The 20,328-nt window shown below is 46.0% G+C and carries 17 protein-coding genes; 15 read left to right on the forward strand and 2 right to left on the reverse strand.

All coding sequences use genetic code 11. The features are described from left to right. From K0I63_RS07085 to cysC, 15 genes are all read left to right on the forward strand, one after another. The gene (locus K0I63_RS07085) at positions 1-1,164 is read left to right on the forward strand and encodes a glycosyltransferase family 4 protein (protein WP_220082975.1); all 1,164 of its coding nucleotides are present in this window, start codon (positions 1-3) and stop codon (positions 1,162-1,164) included. Further along, the gene (locus K0I63_RS07090) at positions 1,154-1,879 is read left to right on the forward strand and encodes a WecB/TagA/CpsF family glycosyltransferase (RefSeq protein ID WP_220082976.1); all 726 of its coding nucleotides are present in this window, start codon (positions 1,154-1,156) and stop codon (positions 1,877-1,879) included. Before K0I63_RS07085 ends, K0I63_RS07090 begins: the two co-directional genes overlap by 11 nt. Before the next feature lie 19 nt (positions 1,880-1,898). After that, a complete protein-coding gene (locus K0I63_RS07095) occupies positions 1,899-3,311 on the forward strand; it encodes a mannose-1-phosphate guanylyltransferase/mannose-6-phosphate isomerase (RefSeq protein ID WP_220082977.1) in 1,413 nt (470 codons plus the stop codon). Next, a complete protein-coding gene (locus K0I63_RS07100) occupies positions 3,311-4,738 on the forward strand; it encodes a phosphomannomutase (RefSeq protein WP_220082978.1) in 1,428 nt (475 codons plus the stop codon). Before K0I63_RS07095 ends, K0I63_RS07100 begins: the two co-directional genes overlap by 1 nt. Before the next feature lie 359 nt (positions 4,739-5,097). Beyond that, complete coding sequence (wecA, locus tag K0I63_RS07105) at positions 5,098-6,171, forward strand: UDP-N-acetylglucosamine--undecaprenyl-phosphate N-acetylglucosaminephosphotransferase (protein ID WP_220082979.1); 1,074 nt, start codon at positions 5,098-5,100, stop codon at positions 6,169-6,171. A gap of 153 nt (positions 6,172-6,324) precedes the next feature. Continuing rightward, the gene (gene wecA, locus K0I63_RS07110; protein WP_220082980.1) at positions 6,325-7,368 is read left to right on the forward strand and encodes a UDP-N-acetylglucosamine--undecaprenyl-phosphate N-acetylglucosaminephosphotransferase; all 1,044 of its coding nucleotides are present in this window, start codon (positions 6,325-6,327) and stop codon (positions 7,366-7,368) included. Positions 7,369-7,693: 325 nt separating this feature from the next. Beyond that, on the forward strand, positions 7,694-8,575 hold the full coding sequence (gene rfbA, locus K0I63_RS07115; RefSeq protein WP_220082981.1) for a glucose-1-phosphate thymidylyltransferase RfbA: 882 nt from the start codon (positions 7,694-7,696) through the stop codon (positions 8,573-8,575). 638 nt (positions 8,576-9,213) lie between these two features. Next, positions 9,214-9,390 (forward strand): hypothetical protein, encoded by a 177-nt coding sequence (locus K0I63_RS07120; RefSeq protein WP_220082982.1) that lies wholly within the window; start codon positions 9,214-9,216, stop codon positions 9,388-9,390. A 548-nt stretch (positions 9,391-9,938) separates the two neighbouring features. After that, positions 9,939-11,102 (forward strand): nucleotide sugar dehydrogenase, encoded by a 1,164-nt coding sequence (locus K0I63_RS07125; RefSeq protein WP_220082983.1) that lies wholly within the window; start codon positions 9,939-9,941, stop codon positions 11,100-11,102. Between the two features lie 41 nt (positions 11,103-11,143). Continuing rightward, positions 11,144-12,151, forward strand: coding sequence for an NAD-dependent epimerase (locus K0I63_RS07130; RefSeq protein WP_220082984.1), 1,008 nt, complete (start codon positions 11,144-11,146; stop codon positions 12,149-12,151). Between the two features lie 192 nt (positions 12,152-12,343). Next, complete coding sequence (locus tag K0I63_RS07135; protein ID WP_220082985.1) at positions 12,344-13,087, forward strand: phosphatase; 744 nt, start codon at positions 12,344-12,346, stop codon at positions 13,085-13,087. Between the two features lie 385 nt (positions 13,088-13,472). Beyond that, positions 13,473-14,378 carry a sulfate adenylyltransferase subunit CysD gene (gene cysD, locus K0I63_RS07140; RefSeq protein WP_220058579.1) on the forward strand — a complete coding sequence of 302 codons (906 nt, stop codon included), beginning with the start codon at positions 13,473-13,475 and terminating at the stop codon, positions 14,376-14,378. 65 nt (positions 14,379-14,443) lie between these two features. After that, positions 14,444-15,853, forward strand: coding sequence for a sulfate adenylyltransferase subunit CysN (gene cysN, locus K0I63_RS07145; RefSeq protein ID WP_220044783.1), 1,410 nt, complete (start codon positions 14,444-14,446; stop codon positions 15,851-15,853). A 161-nt stretch (positions 15,854-16,014) separates the two neighbouring features. After that, positions 16,015-17,742, forward strand: a complete 1,728-nt coding sequence (locus K0I63_RS07150; RefSeq protein ID WP_220082986.1) for an SLC13 family permease — start codon at positions 16,015-16,017, stop codon at positions 17,740-17,742. A 62-nt stretch (positions 17,743-17,804) separates the two neighbouring features. Beyond that, a complete protein-coding gene (cysC, locus tag K0I63_RS07155; RefSeq protein ID WP_220082987.1) occupies positions 17,805-18,434 on the forward strand; it encodes an adenylyl-sulfate kinase in 630 nt (209 codons plus the stop codon). Between the two features lie 47 nt (positions 18,435-18,481). On the opposite strand, the gene K0I63_RS07160 is transcribed toward cysC, so the two are convergent. After that, positions 18,482-19,783: a CDP-glycerol glycerophosphotransferase family protein gene (locus tag K0I63_RS07160; protein WP_258406956.1), complete on the reverse strand. Its 1,302-nt coding sequence runs from the start codon at positions 19,781-19,783 to the stop codon at positions 18,482-18,484. Between the two features lie 33 nt (positions 19,784-19,816). Then, positions 19,817-20,233, reverse strand: coding sequence for a glycerol-3-phosphate cytidylyltransferase (tagD, locus tag K0I63_RS07165; RefSeq protein WP_220082988.1), 417 nt, complete (start codon positions 20,231-20,233; stop codon positions 19,817-19,819). Positions 20,234-20,328 lie beyond the last annotated feature (95 nt).

A 20,328-nucleotide genomic window follows, 5' to 3' on the forward strand; every position in this document is an offset into this window, starting at 1 on the left:
ATGAAAATTTGTTTTGTCACACCTCTAGACCCTGAAGGGTGTGAAATTAGTGGTGGTTTACTTAAGACATCAAAATTGATCCACTATTTGAAACAGTACCATGATGTAACTTTAGTTAGTTTGACCCAAGAAAAAAAGTTAGTCTCCGGGAATAAGTTTTATGTTAGTGAGCGACATAAGAAACCCTCATTACTTAATTTGTTGAAAAGTTATTTATTACGTAAGCCAGTATCTGTAATACGAAATTACAACTCTAGATTAAAAAGCGAGATTTCCGAACTGCTTGAGAATGTAGATGTTATAGTTGTTGATCATTTCTTTATGTATCAGTACATAGATAGAAGATTTGACAATAAGACTATATATCATGCTCATAATGCTGAGTTTTTAATATGGCTTAGACGCGCTAAACTAAGTAATAACTTCTTTGCTAAGATTGTTTTAGGTTTTGAGTCAATTAGGGTGAGAAATATGGAGCTCGACATTTTGAAAAGAACGCGGTTTTTTGTCGCTGCTCCTAATGACATTCAGGTAATAAAAGAGTTAGATGATGAGAATTTGGGCTTTAAATTTCGTGAAACTTATCATTTAGGTGATGATTCTTTATTAAATAAACCAGATTTACAGTATTCATCAAGTTCGCCGGCAATATGTTTTGTTGGTGGTTTGAATTGGAATCCAAATTATGATGGTATTAAATGGTTTTTAGACAGTTCATGGAGTTTGATTCTGGAAAGATTGCCAACTACTGTTCTTCACATTGTTGGTTCTGCTTCTAAAGAACAAAATGAATACCTAAAAACTTTTCCCAATGTTATTACTCATGGTTTTGTTTCGGATATTGATAGTGTTTTATCAAAGTGCACAGCTTTTGTATGTCCTCTAAAGTATGGTAGTGGAATGAAGGTAAAAAACATAACGGCTCTATACCGGGGGTTTCCTATAGTTACAACATCGGTTGGGGCAGAGGGGATTAATATTAGAGATGGTTTTACAGGTTTTATTGCTGATACTGAAGAGTTATTTGCCAATCGTGTTTTAGAAATATTAGAATCGCAGTCTATTTTTGAAACTATGTCATATAATGCCAGAGAACTTGGTTGTTCGCAATATTCTTGGGCAGCAACGCTTAACAAATTTGGGGCGGTATTAAATGAGCTTTGATGTAGTAAAGTTTTGTGGTTTATCTTTTAAAGGTGTTACTCGAAGTATTCTTCTGAGAGAGTCTGAATACCTTAAGTTGATTATTACTGTAAATGCAGAGTTTATAGTTGAAGCTTATAAAGATAAGAAATTCATGGCGATAATTAATGATAATTACTCGACATTTGACGGGCAGGTTCCTTATTTTTTTTCTAAGTTGCTAAGTCCTCATGATGCGGAGAAAATTAGTGGTTCCGATTTTATTTATGACGTTATAGATAGATGTAAGGCTACTGGTCAGACTATTTTTCTTTTAGGTGATAACAGAGTTAATAATCGAGCTGCTGTAGAATATGTAAAAGAAAAATTTGGAGTTAACTGTGTTGGTTTTTCTCCCACCTTTGAACCGTACCCATTTTCTAAGCAGAATGATATGCAAATTAGAAGTGAACTCGAGAAAGTAAATATAGATTATTTGTTTGTAGGCTTCGGGGCTAAAAAACAAGAGTTCTGGATGAGTGATAACTACGACTATCTCCAGTCCTTAGGCATTAGAGCTGCTGTGGGATGTGGAGGGACGTTCGGCTTTTTGAGTCAGAATATTAAGCGAGCGCCTGTTATTATTCAACGTATGGGATTGGAAGGTTTTTTTAGGTTTGTTAAAGAACCAAAGTTATTTCGATTTAGACGGTTGATTAAAAGCTTTGTTTTTTTTAAATATATATTTAAGAAGTGATTTAGATTAAGGTGATTTTATGATTCTACCTGTTATAATGGCCGGAGGTTCAGGAACCCGTTTATGGCCGCTTTCACGTCAACAATTTCCTAAGCAGTTTTTAACCTTATTTGGTAATGATTCCATGCTGCAAACTACAGCGCGGCGTTTAAAAGGGATTCAGCACGCACCAGCTTTGGTTATTTGTAATGAAGAACACCGTTTTTCGGTCGCTGAGCAGTTTCGAGCTAACGCCATCCAAACCAGCGGTATTATCTTGGAACCGGCCGGACGTAATACCGCTCCAGCAATAGCTTTAGCAGCTCTGCAAGCTCTAAAAAATGGTAATGACCCGCTATTACTTGTGTTAGCGGCTGATCACGTTATAAAGGACGAAGAGTCATTTTGTTCATCGGTAGAGCAAGCATTGCCGTTTGCGCAAGCGGATAAGTTAGTAACCTTTGGGATTGTGCCTACTGTTCCTGAAACAGGTTACGGCTACATCAAGCGTGGCAACGTGCAAGTTGGTAGTGCTGGTTTTAGCGTGGCACAGTTTGTTGAAAAACCTAATCTAGAAACTGCTCAGGAATATCTCTCGTCAGGTGAATACTACTGGAACAGTGGTATGTTTTTATTCAAAGCCAGTGCGTATTTGGCTGAACTTAAAACCCATCGTCCGGATATATTTAGTGCATGTGAGCAAGCCATGGCGGCAACACAAGCCGATTTGGACTTTATACGTGTTAATAAAGAGGCATTTGAAGCGTGTCCTGATGATTCTATTGATTACTCGGTGATGGAAAAAACTGGCCAAGGTGTAGTTGTGCCTATGAACTGCGGTTGGAGTGACGTAGGAAGTTGGTCTGCACTGTGGGAAGTATCAGATAAAGACGAATATGGTAATGCTTGTCGAGGTGATGTTATTAATCTCAATACTCGTAATTCGTATGTTCACGCGACAGAAAAGCTCGTTACTACAATTGGTTTGAACGACGTAGTAATAGTCGAAACCAAAGATGCGATTTTGGTGGCAAAACAATCTGAAGTACAGCAAGTAAAAAAGATCGTGGAGCAGCTAAAAACAGAAGATCGTGGCGAGTGGCAACATCACCGTGAAGTTTTCCGTCCTTGGGGGAAATACGATTCGATTGATGATGGTGATCGCTTCCAAGTCAAACGCATTACGGTTAAGCCAGGTGAGAAGCTTTCTATTCAGATGCATCATCATCGTGCTGAGCATTGGATTGTGGTGACTGGTACAGCTAAAGTCACCAATGGCAATACAGAACTTTTGCTGACAGAAAATCAATCAACTTATATCCCTGTTGGTGTCATTCATGCTCTAGAAAACCCAGGTAAAGTGCCGCTTGAGTTAATCGAAGTACAGTCAGGATCTTACCTTGGCGAAGATGATATTGTGCGTTTTGAAGACAGATATGGCAGGGCAAATTAATGACGCAGGTATGTGTTTCCCAAGTCATAAAAGAAAGTGGGGTTGCTTTTGGTACTAGTGGCGCTCGTGGTTTGGTTACAGACTTTAAATCGGAAGTATGCGCCGCCTTTACTTTAGCGTTTATTCAAGCCATGCAACAAAGCTTTAGTTTTAAGCGTTTGGCCATTGCGATTGATAATCGTCCAAGTAGTCCAGATATAGCAGCTGCTTGTATTGCAGCAGCAAAAGCGGTTGGCATAGAAGTTGATTATTATGGTGTCATTCCAACACCAGCATTAGCTGTCACTTCGCTAGCAGAGAAAATTCCAGCGATCATGGTTACCGGCAGTCATATCCCGTTTGATAGAAATGGCCTTAAATTCTACCGCCCTGACGGAGAAATCAGTAAAGAAGATGAATTAGACATCTTAGCCGTAGGCGTTAAGCTGCCCAAAGTTGAGGAATCAGATCTACCTAGAGTTCAAACTAAAGCTGCAGATTACTACCTCGCACGTTATCTCAATGTCTTTGGTGCAGATTTGCTCAAAGGTAAGCGAATCGGTATTTATGAGCACTCTAGTGCAGGGCGGGATTTATACGCAAACTTGTTTGAGCAGCTTGGTGCCACGGTTGTTAGCTTAGGTCGTAGTGATTGTTTTGTGCCGATCGACACCGAGGCTGTGGGATTAGCTGATATTGAAATGGCGAAAAATTGGCAGAATGAATACCAATTAGATGCTATATTTTCTACCGATGGTGATGGTGACAGGCCATTACTTTCAGATGAAACAGGTACTTATTTACGTGGTGATATATTGTGTTTGCTTGCGGCTAAGCACTTAAACATTGAAGCGGTAGCTGTTCCTGTTAGCTGTAACACAGCTATTGAAGCTAGTGGAGCTTTTCAAAGAGTTGAGCGGACTAAAATTGGTTCACCTTACGTGATAGCTGCATTCGATGAATTGAATCATGCATATCAGCGTGTGGCGGGATTTGAAGCTAACGGTGGGTTTTTATTAGGTTCAGACGTCTCACTTAACGGCGCACAGCTATCGGCCTTACCAACCCGAGATGCAGTTCTACCAGTCTTAGCTGTTCTAGTTATGGCTAGTAAAAGCACTATTTCTTCTTTAGTTGACCGTCTTCCTTCTAGCTATACTGCTAGTGACCGTATTCAGAATTTTCCGAGAAATAAAAGCTTGGAAATTATCGAACAAGGCCTAAAGAAGAATCAGCAATTATTATCACAATTAGGCATTACTGGTTTTAAGCTTGCAACTACAGATACTACTGATGGCTTGCGTATGACTTTTACTAATGGTGAAATTGTACATTTACGTCCTTCTGGTAATGCTCCAGAGCTTCGCTGCTATGCTGAATCAGATTCAGTTGAACGTGCAGAGTTACTAGTGAAGTTAGTGCTAAGCGCCATTGATAAGTTAAAATAGTCAAGGCTATTCGATTTAGCCTGTTTTGTGACCAATAATCAAGGGGATGCCTATGAATGAGACGGTTTTGAGACATAATCTCACGACTGTCTCATTTTTTGTGCAAATCACGGTTACTTGATTATTTTGTTAGACTTTTTACGTTATAATCGCCTAGTGATCTAATGGGATGTTATTGCGTTACCGCTTGTTTTGTTTGGTGTAAAGCTGTCTCAGGATCGATTAACTGATTGAAATTAAAGACATGGACGTTTTGTTTAGTATGCTTTTTATACTGGTTCAGTTCATGCTCTGTTAACTGAGCCTGATGAGTCCTACTTTTAATTATGATTTTGGTTTAGTAAACCATCGAGTCTAGTATGTCGACCAGTTTATCCGTAGTCAGTGTATTTTTAAGTTCGTTTGTCTTTTTGTTTGTATACCGTAAGTTAGCTAAAAAAATTGGCCTGGTCGATAAGCCTAATGAGCGCAAGTTACATGTAGGCCAAGTGCCATTAATTGGTGGTATTTCCATCTTCACCGCTATCATGCTTAACATCTGTTTGGTGTTCGATGTTACTAGTAATGTGATGCTTTACATGGTTTGCTCCACGGTACTGATTGTGCTAGGTGTGCTTGATGATCGTTTTGATCTCAGCTTTAAAGCCCGTTTGTGGGTGCAGGCAGCGATTTCGATGGCGATGATTTTGATCGGTTATAAGAGTCTATATTACTTAGGTTTTATTGCTGGTGATGAGGCGCTGATCCTACCGATCTTCGTGAGTTATGTCGTGACCATTTTTGCCGTGATCGGGGCCATTAACGCCTTTAATATGGTTGATGGCATTGACGGTTTGTTAGGTGGATTAGCCTTGGTGACCTTTGCTGCACTGGGTTATATGTTTTACGGTGCAGGGCAGATAGAGTTAGCACATTTTTGTTTGCTGCTCATGGTGGCGATGCTGCCTTATATCTTGCTGAATTTAGGCTTTCCTTTTGGTCGTCGTTTTAAAGTGTTTATGGGCGATGCCGGCAGTATGTTTATTGGTTTTACCGTTATTTGGTTGTTGATTGATGCGAGTCAGGATCAGCAAGAGGTGGTCATTCGCCCTGTTACTGCGTTGTGGTTTATCGGGCTGCCGTTAATGGATATGGTGTGTATCATGTCACGCCGCATCAAGAAAGGTCAATCACCGTTTAAGCCCGATAGAGAGCATTTGCATCACATCTGTCAACGTGTCGGGATGTCGCCGAGAGTATCATTATTGGTGATTTGTTTGATTGCGACCATGATGGCCGCTGTAGGCGTTTGGTCTGAGTATCTCGAGATTAATGAAACCGTGATGTTTGTCTCATTTTTGTTGGTGTTTGCTTTGTACTATCTCGCGATAAGTTATGTCTGGCGCATTACCGCATTCATGCATCGATGGTTTAAATTCACAAAGCCATCGTAAAATATACCAGGCTTCAGGTACAAAGTTACAGCGTTTTATGTTGAACCGTTTTTACCTTGTCATATAGAGGTTATACTGTATGACTGGTAGTTGTTGGCGGTAGGGATCGGTATGGTTCCTCGTCATTCTATATTGGCTTAGGGAAGAGAGTTTATGGAATACTTTATACCGTTTGTGACGGTGTTTTGCTTAACGTGTGCTGCGATTAAGTTGTTTCACCCAATTGCGGAAAAAGTCGGCTTAGTAGATTTACCAAATGAAAGGAAAACACATGTTGGCGCCATACCGTTAATTGGTGGGGTGGCTATTTATTGTAGTGTCCTGCTTGTTTCCAGTATTGTGTTTGAACAAAATCAGGTATTTAACCTTTACTTGATTTCTGCTGCACTGATATTGTTTTTGGGGGTATTGGACGACAAATATGATCTGTCTGTCCGCGTTAGAATCGTTGCGCAAGTGATCACTGCTTCGATTCTGGTCTTTGGTGCAGGGTTTTATCTTACATCACTGGGTCATATCACTTATTTCTTTGAGTTAAAGCTCGGATATTTAGGTGTTTTTGTCACCATACTGGCCGTTATCGGTGCAATTAATGCCTTTAATATGGTGGACGGTATTGATGGCTTAGCCGGGATGTTGAGTCTTGTCACCTTTACCTCTCTGGCATTGCTGTTTTACGCTGCCGGTAATGATTGGTTTATTCTTCCTCTGCTTTTCATTAGCGCAATCATTGGTTACTTGATATTCAATTTGAGATGGCCTTTTGAAACCGTTCAAAAAATCTTTATGGGCGACGCAGGAAGCATGTTGATTGGGTTGACAGTAGTATGGCTGCTCGTATTGGGTGTTGAAGCTGACGTTCGGGTATTTGCCCCCGTTACTGCGCTATATCTGATTGGTATTCCGTTAATGGACATGGCTGCAATCATGTACCGCCGAGTTAAAAAAGGGATGTCACCTTTTAAGCCTGACCGGGATCACCTTCACCATATATTTGAAAGAGCGGGTTACAGTCGAAAACAAACGCTGGTACGGATCTCTCTGGCTTCTATAGCGCTCGCTGCAATCGGTATTTCCGGAGAATGGATGCATTTGCCTGAATGGATCATGTTTTTGGGTTTTGTCGCCATTTTTGTTGCTTATAACTGGGCATTAGCACACATTTGGCAAATATTAACTTGGCTTCGTAAAGCTTAGGTTGTTGAGTTGTTGGGAAAATCCTCACATGAGGATTTTTTTGGGTTTTATATTATTGGATTGTTTATAAAATCGGGCACTGAGCATTAATTCTCGTTATGGTCGAGTCCACCGATGTTGAAATGAGTCAAAAGCAAGCTGAAGCGATTGCAAAGGCTGTGTCTACGGCAGGTGTTTAAAGTTTAATTTTTACTAGTTGTAGAGCTATTGATGCCACTATCCTTCCAGGTAGTGGCATTTTTATTTTAAACTTATTTTTTACACGGCTGCTGGTCTGTATTAGCGTGGTAAATTCAGTTTTAGAGCTTATTGAAGAGAGCGTACTTTGAAAGGTATTTTATTAGCTGGTGGTACTGGCACGCGGTTATATCCCATCACACGCGGCGTTTCTAAGCAGCTGCTTCCTGTGTATGACAAGCCAATGATCTATTATCCGCTCTCTGTCCTTATGCTGGCGGGGATCCGCGATATTTTGATCATCACGACCCCTGATGAACAGATGCTGTTTCAACGCTTACTCGGAGACGGCAGTGATTTTGGTATTTCGCTTTCCTATCAAGTACAGGCAAAGCCTGAAGGGATCGCGCAGGCTTTTATCATTGCTGAGGAGTTTATTGGTACCGACAGCGTGTGTTTGGTGTTGGGAGATAATGTTTTTTATGGGCAGGGTTTCAGTCTCACGCTGAAACAGACTGTAGCTGATCTCAGCAATGCAGATTCAATGGGAGCAACTATCTTTGCCTATCAGGTCGACCATGCTGAAAGGTTCGGCGTGGTGCAGTTTGACGCTGATTTCACCCCCTTGGCAATTGATGAAAAACCAGCTTCCCCCAAATCTAACTGGGCGGTAACCGGACTCTATTTTTACGACAATCAAGTCATCGATATCGCTAAAGGATTAACGCCCTCAAAACGTGGCGAGCTTGAAATTACTGAAATTAATCAATCCTATTTAAAGCGCGGCCAGCTAAAGGTCGAACTGTTGGGACGTGGCTTTGCCTGGCTTGATACAGGTACCTTCGACAGTCTGCAGCAGGCTTCATCTTTTGTTCAAACCATAGAAACTGTGCAGGGTCTAAAAGTGGCTTGTCTTGAAGAGATAGCCTGGCGTAATGGCTGGCTGACTAGTGAGGATATCCTTCGTCTTGCCAAACCTATGCTGAATAACAGCTATGGTCAGTACTTACTTTCTCTCGTGAGCCCATAGGGCTTTGCAAAGCAAGCCTGTGCGAGGTTTGTGTCAGTCATGAGGGAGCTGAGAAATAGACTGGTTAAGACTACTGGCAATGGAAATCAGTGTTTGCTTCAGTGTTTTGCATAGGACTCGTTGCAAAGCGAGCTTTGTCAGTTGCGCCACCCAAGTGCAAATCACTCATCTAGTGTTTGATGGGAGAGGGGAACCAACAGGAATAATTTCAGTTGGCCACTACAGACAGAATTAAGATTGAGTAGCTTAACGCTAGGTACCGTGATGATGTTTCTTTGGTTATTAAAGGAGAGTAAGCTGATTAAATAATCAACGGGGATTGTATGAAGTTCATAGTCATTATTGGATTGTGTATCATCACTTTACTATTATATGTGGTTCCTACAAGTGCTGAGGTCTACCGCTGCACCGATGGCGTATATCAAGCCGACCCCTGTGACGAAAAAAGTAAACCCTTAGTATTGGAAAAAGGGTCAACGGTCGACATGGTGGTACCAATCCCCTGAGACCCCATCACTCCAGTGCCTGAGAAATCTCCCCAAGTTGTAGCTGTCGATGAACACCCTTGTAAACGAGTTAAAGTCGACAAAGATGCCATCCGCTTTCGGCGTCTCACGACTTGCATGACAGAGAGCCAGATGCTCAAAGCAGCGGGTCCGCAGCAATATACTGTTTATGAATATTTTGATGAAGGTCGGCATTATCGAGAATATCGTTTTACCGAACCGCGTGCAGGCTTTGGCTCTTATGCATTAGTAGAGGGTGGCTATGTCATCGATGCAGTGAACCGCAAGAGTTATATTAATAACCAGTAATCTCAGATAGCCTTCTGCCAGGCAGAATAGACATCATGGGCTAGGTCAAACGCGTGATATCAAATTCATTTCCGCTTATCTGGTAGGGGGGAGTCAGTGGGGGAAAGTGTTAATGTCGGAAGACATATCTGGAAAAGAGGTTGCGAGCGATGTTGGAAACAATAAGTAGCATGATGCCATTTATTACCCTAGTTACCGTTGTCATTGGCGGTCTAGCGCTAGGGATTTACCACATTTTGACCTTCAACACTTCGAAAAAAAAGCACGAAGCAGCAATAGCCTATAGCCCCGAAACAAATAGAGGCTCATGAATCTGTGCTTAGTAATTTTGGGGAATAGATATTTTTCAACACCGTATCCAACTCTTTGTGTATTTCATGGCTAGAGTGAGTCCCTGCGCTGACGGATAACCTTTTACCTCTTAGAGTGATTTTAGAGCGTTTGCCTGGTTAATCTATCTGAATCATTGGTTTATATTTTTTTGCAGTAGAGTTTTATTTACGAGTGAGCTAATGTTGCTTCGAGTCAGAACTTTCTTAGGAATTTAAATGAAGATAGTGGTTGTAGGGACGGGTTATGTTGGTTTGTCGAATGCCGTTTTGTTGGCGCAGCATAATCAGGTTTGGTCGTTAGACATATCTTCGCATCGGGTGGCAATGGTGAATGCCGGGCGTTCACCTATCGCCGATGACCTTATTGAAGAATATCTGCAAAACAAAAAATTACAGTTAAAGGCTACCACTGACAAAGACGTCTATCGGGGGGCTGATTATGTCATTATCGCTACGCCAACAGACTATAACCCCAAGACCAACCACTTCGATACGACGACGGTCGATGAAGTCACACAAAACGTTATTGCCGTAAATCCTTCAGCTTGTATCGTCATAAAATCTACTGTACCAGTAGGGTTTACCAGAGTGCTAAGGAAAAAATATAACTCAGCTAATATCATATTCTCTCCCGAATTTTTAAGAGAGGGTAAGGCCTTGTACGATAACCTTTATCCATCAAGAATTGTCGTCGGTGAACGTTCAGAGCGCGCCGAGCGTTTTGCTCAGTTACTCACTCAAGCTGCACTTAAGCCTAATATTCCGCTTCTTTTTACGGGAAGTACTGAGGCTGAGGCGATTAAGTTATTTGCTAATACTTATTTGGCTATGCGGGTCGCTTATTTTAATGAGCTTGATACCTATGCCGAAACTCATGGTTTAGATCCTCGACAAATCATTGATGGTGTATGCCATGATCCAAGAATAGGAGATCATTATAACAACCCCTCATTTGGTTATGGTGGATACTGTTTGCCTAAAGACACTAAGCAGCTTTTAGCTAACTATGATCAGGTTCCCAACAATTTGATTGCTGCTATTGTTGATGCAAATCGAACTCGTAAAGACTTTATTGCAGATGCCATTATTGCCAAAAAACCTCGAGTAGTTGGCGTATATCGGTTGATTATGAAAGTGGGCTCAGATAATTTTCGAGCCTCAGCAGTGCAAGGCGTGATGAAACGAATTAAGGCCAAAGGGATCGAAGTGGTAGTTTATGAGCCTGTGCTTGAGGAAGAAGAGTTTTTTCGCTCTCGAGTTATACATGATTTAGCAGAGTTTAAAGCGACGTCTGATGTTATTATTTCCAATCGAATGGTTGACGAGTTACAGGATGTTAGCGAAAAAGTATATACCCGAGATCTTTTTGGTCAAGATTAAGCGCGTTGCGCGCAGTGGCAAAGAAGTGTGAGAAGAATAATATGAAGTACTTGGTTACTGGTGCGGCGGGTTTTATCGGCGCTAGAGTATGTGAACGTTTATGTGAGGCTGGGGTTGGCGTCCAGGGCATAGATAACCTCAATGATTATTACGATGTGAAGTTAAAGCGCGCTAGATTAGATAGGCTGGCTGGTTATCAACATTTTGCATTTAAGCGTATTGATCTGGCTGACAGGGATACCATGGCTGAGCTTTTCGCTAACGGTAGTTTCACTAGGGTCATTCACTTAGGTGCCCAGGCTGGTGTTCGTTATTCGATTGAAAATCCATATGCATACGCGGACAGTAACCTTATCGGTACACTTGCTGTGCTGGAGGGCTGTCGGTTACATGGTATAGAACATCTGGTTTTTGCCTCTTCCAGCTCGGTATATGGCCTCAACAAGAAGATGCCCTTTGCAACATCGGATTCTGTCGATCATCCTGTTTCTTTTTATGCTGCAACTAAAAAAGCTAACGAGATGATGGCCCATAGTTACGCCCATCTTTATGGCCTGCCTACAACAGGGCTGAGATTTTTTACTGTGTATGGCCCTTGGGGACGTCCAGATATGGCCCCTATGCTGTTTGCCGATGCTATAACCACTGGTAAGCCTATTAAGGTGTTTAATCAAGGAGATATGAGTCGAGACTTTACCTTTATTGACGATATTGTCGAAGGCATTCTTAGAGTGGTCGATAAAGTGCCACAGAAGCAGATTGATTGGACCGTAGAAAAGGGCTCTCCTGCTACCAGTAATGCTCCTTATCGCATTTATAACATAGGCAACGGTCAACCGGTTCGATTGCTCGATTTCATCAGTGAGCTTGAAGATGCATTAGGACAAAAAGCTGAGAAGCTCATGATGCCCATGCAAGATGGTGATGTTCAAGCTACCTGGGCAGATACCGAGGATCTCTTTAAAGCTGTGGGGTACAAGCCACAAGTGAATATACGCGAAGGGGTCAAAGCCTTTGCTGAATGGTTTAAGGGTTATTATAAGAAGTAAATGCAAACGGTTAATGGGGATTAAGAGCTAGATACTTTGTTTTAGGAGAGTTGTATGTGTGAGCCGCATTCTAAAAGACTAAGAACAAGTAGCAGGCCTCGCAGCGTTATGGAGTAATGCGGTTGAAATGAGTAGACTAGTCCCTCTATTGTTATTCTTCTCTAACCTGGTCTCATGCTAACGGAATCGCCGATGAAGTTCCTTGTTGATGTACATGCACATACTATAGCTTCGACACATGCCTATAGTACGGTTCATGATTATCTAGCTGTGGCGAAAGAGAAGGGCATTAGGCTGTTTGCCATTACTGACCATGGGCCAGATATGGCTGACGCGCCTCATTTTTGGCATTTCGTGAACATGCGTGTGTTGCCTCGAATTGTCGATGGTATCGGTGTGCTGAGAGGCATTGAAGCCAATATCAAAAACGAAAATGGTGATATTGATTTCTTTGGTAGTTATCTCGATGAGTTAGATATCGTGCTAGCGGGGTTTCATGAGCCTGTTTTCCCGCCATCGACTCAAGCTGCTCATACTAAGGCTCTCGTTAATTGCATTGAAAGTGGCAATGTCGATATCATCAGTCATCCTGGCAACCCTGCTTATCCCATCGACATTAAGCGTGTCGCTGAAGCGGCCGCGACCCACAATGTTGCCCTTGAGATAAATAACTCCTCATTTTTGACCTCGCGGCAAGGCAGCCTGAAAAACTGTACGGCAATTGCCCGTGCTGTAAAGGAGGCTGGAGGCTATTTGGTCTTGGGATCAGACTCACACGTTGCCTTTAGTCTAGGTGGCTTTGACAAAGCGATTGAGTTGATTCAAGAAGTTGATTTCCCAATTGAGCGAATTCTTAACCATAGTCCCAAAGCCCTGCTGGAGTTCTTAACGTCAAGGGGCCATAAAGGGTTGGAGGAGTATGTGAGCATTGTTTAAGGGGCGATTTTTCAATCATGAGGAAAAGTCTCGAATGAGTAAAACAGCAGTTGAACGATTGCTCATGTTTAAGTGAGGCTGCCGACCCTCGACCCTCGACCCTCGACCCTCGACCCTCGACCCTCGACCCTCGACCCTCATTCCTTAATGTCCAATCTCCAAGCATCTCGACTTCTATTCCATCTTCTCTTCGATTACTTGTTATTTCTTTTTGGTATAAATAAATTAATATTTATAACTTCTAAAACGACTCCGTGCTGGTATTATCCTGTTTAGGCCGATTTTTGGTTAACCATGCTTAGATTTTATGTTGAATGAAATGTAGAGTAGGTTGGCATCTTGGTTAATAGCAATTTGATAACATTGGAATAAAACGGAAAGCCATATGTCTACACAGCAAACCCATCTTAAACAACTCGAGGCTGAATCGATTCAGATCATGCGTGAAGTTGCCGCAGAGTTTGAAAATCCCGTGATGCTCTATTCCGTTGGTAAAGACTCTTCTGTGTTGCTGCATCTGGCGCGCAAGGCCTTTTATCCCGGCAAAATCCCGTTTCCTTTGCTGCATGTCGACACCAACTGGAAGTTCAAGGAGATGATCGAGTTTCGCGATCGCATGGCTAAACAGTATGGTTTCGATCTCATCGTGCATAAGAACCCCCGTGGCCTGGAGATGAACATCTCGCCCTTTACCCATGGCAGTGCCAAACATACGGATATCATGAAGACAGAGGGCCTTAAGCAGGCGCTGGACATGCATGGTTTCGATGCTGCCTTCGGTGGTGCCCGCCGCGACGAAGAAAAATCCCGCGCCAAGGAGCGTGTCTACTCGTTCCGCGACAGTAAGCATCGCTGGGATCCTAAGAATCAGCGCCCCGAGCTGTGGAACATCTATAACGGCAAGGTCGACAAGGGTGAGAGCATCCGGGTGTTCCCGCTGTCTAACTGGACCGAGCTGGATATCTGGCAATACATCTATCTGGAAAATATCGAGATCCCATCGCTGTATCTCGCCGAGCCTCGCCCAGTTGTGAAGCGTGATGGCACCTTGATCATGGTCGACGATGAGCGCATGGAGCTTGAGCCAGGTGAAAGCGTAGAGCAGAAGATGGTGCGTTTCAGAACCCTAGGCTGTTATCCGCTGACCGGCGCCGTCGAATCTCAGGCGACAACCCTGCCGGAAATTATTCAGGAGATGTTGTTGTGTACTACCTCAGAGCGTCAGGGACGGGTGATTGATAATGACTCCGCCGGCTCGATGGAAAAGAAGAAGATGGAAGGTTACTTCTAACTTAAGGCATCGCATTTATGGCCCATTGGCCAGGTACGCAGCAGATTACGAATACGAGAAATACCATGACGACTGAAAACACATTATTGCAGACCGACATCGAAGGTTACCTAAAGCTTCACGAAAACAAAGATATGTTGCGTATCTTGACCTGTGGCAGCGTGGATGATGGTAAGTCGACCCTGATCGGCCGCTTGCTGTTCGATAGCAAGATGATCTTCGAAGATCAGATGGCGGCTATCGAGAAAGATTCCAAGCGTTTCAACACTACAGATCAGGCCTTTGACTTGGCGCTGCTGGTCGATGGTTTGCAGTCGGAGCGCGAGCAGGGGATCACTATCGATGTGGCCTACCGCTATTTCGCCACCGAGCAGCGTAAATTTATCATCGCGGATACGCCGGGCCACGAGCAGTACACCCGCAACATGGCCACAGGTGCCTCGACATCCGATCTGGCGATTATCCTGATCGACGCCCGTCATGGGGTGCAGGTTCAGACACGTCGTCACAGCTATATCTGCTCACAACTGGGCATCAAGCATGTGATCATCGCCATCAACAAGATGGATGCGGTCGGCTACGACCAAGGGATCTATCAGGGGATCAAGAAGGCCTATCGCGAGTTTGCCAAAGATCTTGCCTTTACCGACGTGCGCTTCGTGCCGATCTCGGCGCTCAAGGGCGATAACGTAGTGAACGAGAGCGAGAACATGACCTGGTATCCAGGCTCGACGCTTATCAAGCTGCTTAACACAGTTTCTGTGGAGCAGGACAGGAGCGAATCCTTCCGCTTCCAGGTGCAATATGTCAATCGTCCAAACCTGGACTTCCGGGGTTTCTGCGGCACGGTGTCATCGGGCGAGATCCGTGTCGGCGACACCATCGCCGCCTTACCATCAGGCAAAGAGAGCCGCATCAAGTCAATCGTGACTTTCGATGGTGAGCTTGAAAAGGCAGTGGCAGGGCAGGCGGTGACACTCACTCTTACCGATGAGATAGACGTCAGCCGCGGCGACATGTTGGTGCGCCCTCACGATAAACCGAACTCGACCACTCATTTCGAGGCCGACGTGGTGTGGATGACCGAAGAGCCTCTGTGTGTCGATAGAGAATATGCGCTTAAACTTGGCAGCAAGGCGGTATACGGTTATGCCGATGCCATCAACTACAAGGTGGATATCAACCATCTGACTCAACACAGCGCCCAGCAACTGGCCCTGAACGAGATGGGCAACTGTCACTTCTCGGTGACCGAGCCAGTACAGTTTGACGCCTATGAAGATAACCGTGCCACCGGCGCCTTTATCATCATCGACAGACTCACCAATGTGACTGTGGGGGCGGGCATGATCCGCAAGGCAATCGACGCTGGCAAGGGCAAGCAACGTGAGATCTCGGCCTTCGAGCTGGAGATGAATGCCTTAGTGCGTAAGCATTTCCCGCACTGGGGAGTGAAGGATATTTCCAAGGCCTAATTACTTATATCTTAGTAGCAGATATTAGTGACAGACATTAGTCGCGGATATCAGTTATGGACACTTGAGGCCAAGGGCTAGCACTAAGTAAGGTGTTTAATATCGTTTTGATGGCGAACACCGACTTAGAAGCGTTAGCCTGAGGCTTAAGAAAGCAAACTATGACATTTAACGCTTATCTCACCATCGCCATCTTCCTCGCGACCATCGTGGGGTTGGTGCGTTTCCAAAACCGGCCGGCGCTGGTGTTTGGCGTGACCCTGCTGGTGTTGGTGGCGTTTAACCTGGTGACTAAGGAGCAACTGCTCTCCAGCATGTCTAACCCAGGCCTGGTGACCTTGGTGCTGCTGATCCTCTGCTCCTTTGCGCTGGAGAAGACCCGGCTGCTGCGGGTCATCGCCGCCAAGGTGATCATCAGTGGTTATCGTACCACCTGGCTACGCCTGTACGGCATGACGGCGCTGAGTTCGGCCCTGCTTAATAATACCGCCGTGGTGGCCACCCTGTTGTCGCCGATTCGCAATAACCCGCACCATGTGGCGAGTAAGTTATTACTCCCCCTGTCTTATGCGGCGATACTGGGCGGTACCCTGACCCTGGTGGGGACTTCGACCAACCTTATCGTCAACAGTATGGTGATTGATGCCTCAGGTCAGTCGCTCTCTTTCTTCTCTTTCACCGCCATCGGTGCCTTGCTGGTGCTGGGCTGTGGTCTGGTGCTGCGTATCGCCTCCAGATGGCTGCCGGATATCGCTCATCAGGAGACCTGCTCCAAGGGCTACTTTATCGATGCCAAGGTGGTGGCAGGTTCTGAGCTGATTGGTCGTTCGGTGGAAGATAACGGTCTGAGACACCTCGAATCCTTGTTCCTGGTCGAGGTGGTGCGTAATGGCCGCCTCATCAGCCCAGTGACGCCCACCGAGGTGCTACAGCAGGATGACAGGCTGATCTTCAGCGGCGATATCGCCAAGGTGATGCAGCTTAGCCAGTTCTCTGGCCTTGAGATGTTTGCTGAAAAAAATGGCCTGCTCGATAGCAACCTCACCGAAGTGGTGGTAAAGCAGGAGAGCGTGCTGGTGGGTAAGACCATGAAGAAGGCAGGATTTCGCGCCCTGTTTGACGCCGCCGCCGTGGCCATTCGCCGTGACGGCGAAGAGATCTCCGGCAAGCTCGGCGAGGTGCAGATCAAGGCGGGCGACTTCTTAGTGCTGGCCGTCGGTAAGGACTTCCTTACCCGCCACAACATCAGCAAGAACTTTATCGTCATCAGCGGCGTCGAGCCCGAGACTCGCAACAACGGCAAGAAGGCTTGGATCTCTATCGGCGGCTTCGTGCTGACACTGGTCCTCGCCGCCACAGGGGTGGTGGAGATGCTCCAAGGGATGTTGCTGCTGCTGGGGGTGTTGATCTTCACTCAGTGCCTTAACGTCAATGAAGTGGTGCGCCGCTTCCCGGTGGATATCTGGCTGGTGGTGGCCTCGGCCATCTTGCTCTCCCATTCCCTGGTCAATAGCGGTGTGGCCGAGCTGGTGGCCAGCTGGGTAGAGGGGACGGCGGAGAAAGAACATCTGATGCTGGCGTTATTGCTGGTTTATCTCGCCACCTGGCTGATGACAGAGCTTATTACCAATAACGCGGCGGCGGCGCTGATGTTTCCCATCGCCTACAGCATTGCCCTGGGTTTCGGGGTCGATTTTCTGCCGTTTGTGATGACGGTTGCTTTTGCCGCCAGCGGCAGCTTCATCAGTCCCTATGGCTATCAGACCAACCTCATGGTGTATAACGCAGGTCGCTATCGCCTGATGGATTTTGTTAAGGTGGGCGTGCCAGTGAGTCTGACCTATGGCGCCATAGTCCTACTGACAGTACCCTTGTTTTTCCCGTTTTAGGCGATAGATGAGATACCGAATCTATGCCAATTGTTTTGCTGTTAACCCGTTAAGGAAAGCCGATGTCCCCCTATAAGACACTCGATGTTAATGTGAAATCCAGCGATGTTCAGTGGCATCAGGCCAGCGTGACTCACGCGGAGCGCGAGCAGGCCAACGGCCACAAAGGCGCCGTACTCTGGTTTACCGGCCTGAGCGGCTCGGGTAAGTCGACGGTAGCCAACGCGGTCGACCGTTTGCTCCATGACAGAGGCTGTCATACCTATGTACTCGATGGCGATAATGTGCGTCATGGGCTCAACGGCGACCTGGGCTTTTCCGATGAGGACAGGGTCGAGAATATCCGCCGTATCGGCGAGGTGGCCAAGCTGTTTGTCGATGCTGGCACCCTGGTATCGACCGCCTTCATCTCGCCATTTGCCGCCGATCGTCAGCTGGTGAGAGATCTGCTGGCGGCTCATCAGTTTATCGAGGTCTTCATCGATACGCCGCTTGAGGTGTGTGAGCAGCGCGACCCCAAGGGACTCTACAAGAAGGCGCGCGCCGGTGAGATTAAACACTTTACCGGTATCGATTCTGCCTACGAGGCACCGATTTCCCCCGAGGTGCATGTAAAAACCGCCGAGCAGACAATAGAAGAATGTGCACAGCAGGTGATAGATTACTTAATCCGGCAGGGGCTGCTGGCCTAGCTAAAACTCTAGCTAAAACTCTGGCTGAGCACTTGGCTCGAGTAGGCCTACGCCTCTTGAGCGCCGACCCAGTGTGTCTGGCCGCTCGTTTGCCTCATCCATTGCTCCAAGGCGCCGAAACTGCTCGGCGCATCGGCCTGCCAGTAGGTTTCGACCAGCTGGCGATAATCCTCCATTTCTTCTGCCTTCACGCTAAAGTTTCCCGCGGCTAAAAATGTCAGTAGCTCGCCAAAATCCTTAAGATGCCAATGGCGGGCACGCGTCTTATCCAGCAGGGGGAGTGATGCGGCGTAGTCATACAGGCTGCGCTCGGCTGTTACCGCTTGTTCTTGTTGCTGATGCAGGCTCTGTTTGCCGCTATCCAAGTCGTACAGACGAAAAGTTAAGCCATGGTAGAGGGCATCGATAAAGAGCGATGAGGTGTCAGTGATCAAAAGGTCTATCTGGCCAAGAATATCGTACACATCCTCTCTTTGGGAGATATCTATGATGTTGGCAAAATGGCTGAAGCGCCCGGCCAGATGGGCCTCGTTGGGATGAAACCTTAGCAGCAGCACCTGCCCCTTGGCTCGCAGGCTCGCCGAAAGCTTGGCCCAGTTAAAGGCCTGGTCATAGGGACTGGTCTGGCTGGACTGCTTTTTAAGGCCAGTGTCACGCCAGGAGGGAGCGTAGAGAATCGCCTGTTTAAAGGGATGACCAATCAGCTGGCTGAGAGGCGTTGCCGCGCTTGGGTAGCGGCTAAAATAATCGGTACGTGGATAACCGGCCCTGAGGAGTTGCTCGGGCTTGAGCCGAAAGGCGCTCTGGAAGCAGTGACTCATCTGAACGCTGGGGCTGAGCATCAGATCCGGGCGAATATGCTGCTGACGGTAATTGAGCCTGGCAGGCTTGGGGGCGTGGTAGATCTCGGCCAGCGGGCCCGAGTCGATATCGAACTCAATCTTTTTCATTGGCGAGCCGTGCCAGAGGTTCACCTTTACCGCACCTTTCCCCAGATGTTGATTAATATCCCCCAGATAGCTGCTGTAAAAGTAATACTTTGCCGTCAGGCAGTGATAGATGCCTTGCAGGGAGCGGCGAGGGTAGGCCTCATGGCCCTGGGCTCTGAGGCGTTTAATGAGCGCTTTGTCGCCGCTTATCCAGATGCAGCGGATAAAGGCCTCGCGGCGCCAGTGAAGGTAGAGGTACTTGCTATTGTCGGTGAAACGATTCTTATAGCTGCCAAAGACCGCCTTGTGGCTGCGGGGGGCGAAGGCTGACAGCTGATAGATGCCCTGGGTGAACAGCGCTTTTATCAGTGACACTAGCTTGGCCCTAGACAGTCTCATGATAACCAATAGTCGCTTCATACCGCCTCCTAAGTCTCGTTAGTCTGAGCCGCTTTAATCGTTTGAGGCGTCGGGAAAGGGCCGTAAAAAGGCGAGATCGTTTTTTATTTCGGTCGTTGAGATCTCGTCGGTGCGGGGCAGGTAGATCACCTCACACAGGTGTTTAAGATGGTCGAAATGTCCCTGCCAGTCATCGCCGATAGCGAAGATATCGACATTATATTTTTCAATGTCAGTGACTTTCTGGCCCCAGTGGGTCTCGGGCAGCACGAGATCCACATAGCGGCAGGCGGCCACTATTTCGGCGCGCTGCTGGTAGCTGAAGAAGGCGGCCTTGCCCTTTTGGGCATTAAACTCGTTGGTAGAGACGCAGACGATCAGCTTGTCGCCAAGTTGCTTGAGCCTGGCAAGCAGCCGCACATGGCCATAGTGGAACAGATCGAAGGTGCCGTAGGTTATGATGGTTTTCATCTTGCGCTCCTTATCCCTATAGATATTCACGTTTTTTTGAATGAGTCATAGTGTCGGTATTTGCATCGGTCAGCTTTGCTATCGTTACTCGTAAG

It is taken from the genome of Shewanella rhizosphaerae (assembly GCF_019457655.1).
Lineage (GTDB): Bacteria > Pseudomonadota > Gammaproteobacteria > Enterobacterales > Shewanellaceae > Shewanella > Shewanella loihica.

Excerpts from the sequence above, each read along its gene's own strand:
- K0I63_RS07160 (WP_258406956.1), bottom strand. The coding sequence starts at position 19,783 with ATGAAGCGACTATTGGTTATCATGAGACTGTCTAGGGCCAAGCTAGTG.
- wecA (WP_220082980.1), top strand. The coding sequence starts at position 6,325 with ATGGAATACTTTATACCGTTTGTGACGGTGTTTTGCTTAACGTGTGCT.
- K0I63_RS07135 (WP_220082985.1), top strand. The coding sequence starts at position 12,344 with ATGAAGTTCCTTGTTGATGTACATGCACATACTATAGCTTCGACACAT.
- cysN (WP_220044783.1), top strand. The coding sequence starts at position 14,444 with ATGACGACTGAAAACACATTATTGCAGACCGACATCGAAGGTTACCTA.
- K0I63_RS07095 (WP_220082977.1), top strand. The coding sequence starts at position 1,899 with ATGATTCTACCTGTTATAATGGCCGGAGGTTCAGGAACCCGTTTATGG.
- K0I63_RS07150 (WP_220082986.1), top strand. The coding sequence starts at position 16,015 with ATGACATTTAACGCTTATCTCACCATCGCCATCTTCCTCGCGACCATC.
- K0I63_RS07125 (WP_220082983.1), top strand. The coding sequence starts at position 9,939 with ATGAAGATAGTGGTTGTAGGGACGGGTTATGTTGGTTTGTCGAATGCC.
- K0I63_RS07130 (WP_220082984.1), top strand. The coding sequence starts at position 11,144 with ATGAAGTACTTGGTTACTGGTGCGGCGGGTTTTATCGGCGCTAGAGTA.
- K0I63_RS07085 (WP_220082975.1), top strand. The coding sequence starts at position 1 with ATGAAAATTTGTTTTGTCACACCTCTAGACCCTGAAGGGTGTGAAATT.
- wecA (WP_220082979.1), top strand. The coding sequence starts at position 5,098 with ATGTCGACCAGTTTATCCGTAGTCAGTGTATTTTTAAGTTCGTTTGTC.
- cysD (WP_220058579.1), top strand. The coding sequence starts at position 13,473 with ATGTCTACACAGCAAACCCATCTTAAACAACTCGAGGCTGAATCGATT.
- K0I63_RS07100 (WP_220082978.1), top strand. The coding sequence starts at position 3,311 with ATGACGCAGGTATGTGTTTCCCAAGTCATAAAAGAAAGTGGGGTTGCT.
- K0I63_RS07120 (WP_220082982.1), top strand. The coding sequence starts at position 9,214 with ATGCTCAAAGCAGCGGGTCCGCAGCAATATACTGTTTATGAATATTTT.
- K0I63_RS07090 (WP_220082976.1), top strand. The coding sequence starts at position 1,154 with ATGAGCTTTGATGTAGTAAAGTTTTGTGGTTTATCTTTTAAAGGTGTT.
- tagD (WP_220082988.1), bottom strand. The coding sequence starts at position 20,233 with ATGAAAACCATCATAACCTACGGCACCTTCGATCTGTTCCACTATGGC.
- cysC (WP_220082987.1), top strand. The coding sequence starts at position 17,805 with ATGTCCCCCTATAAGACACTCGATGTTAATGTGAAATCCAGCGATGTT.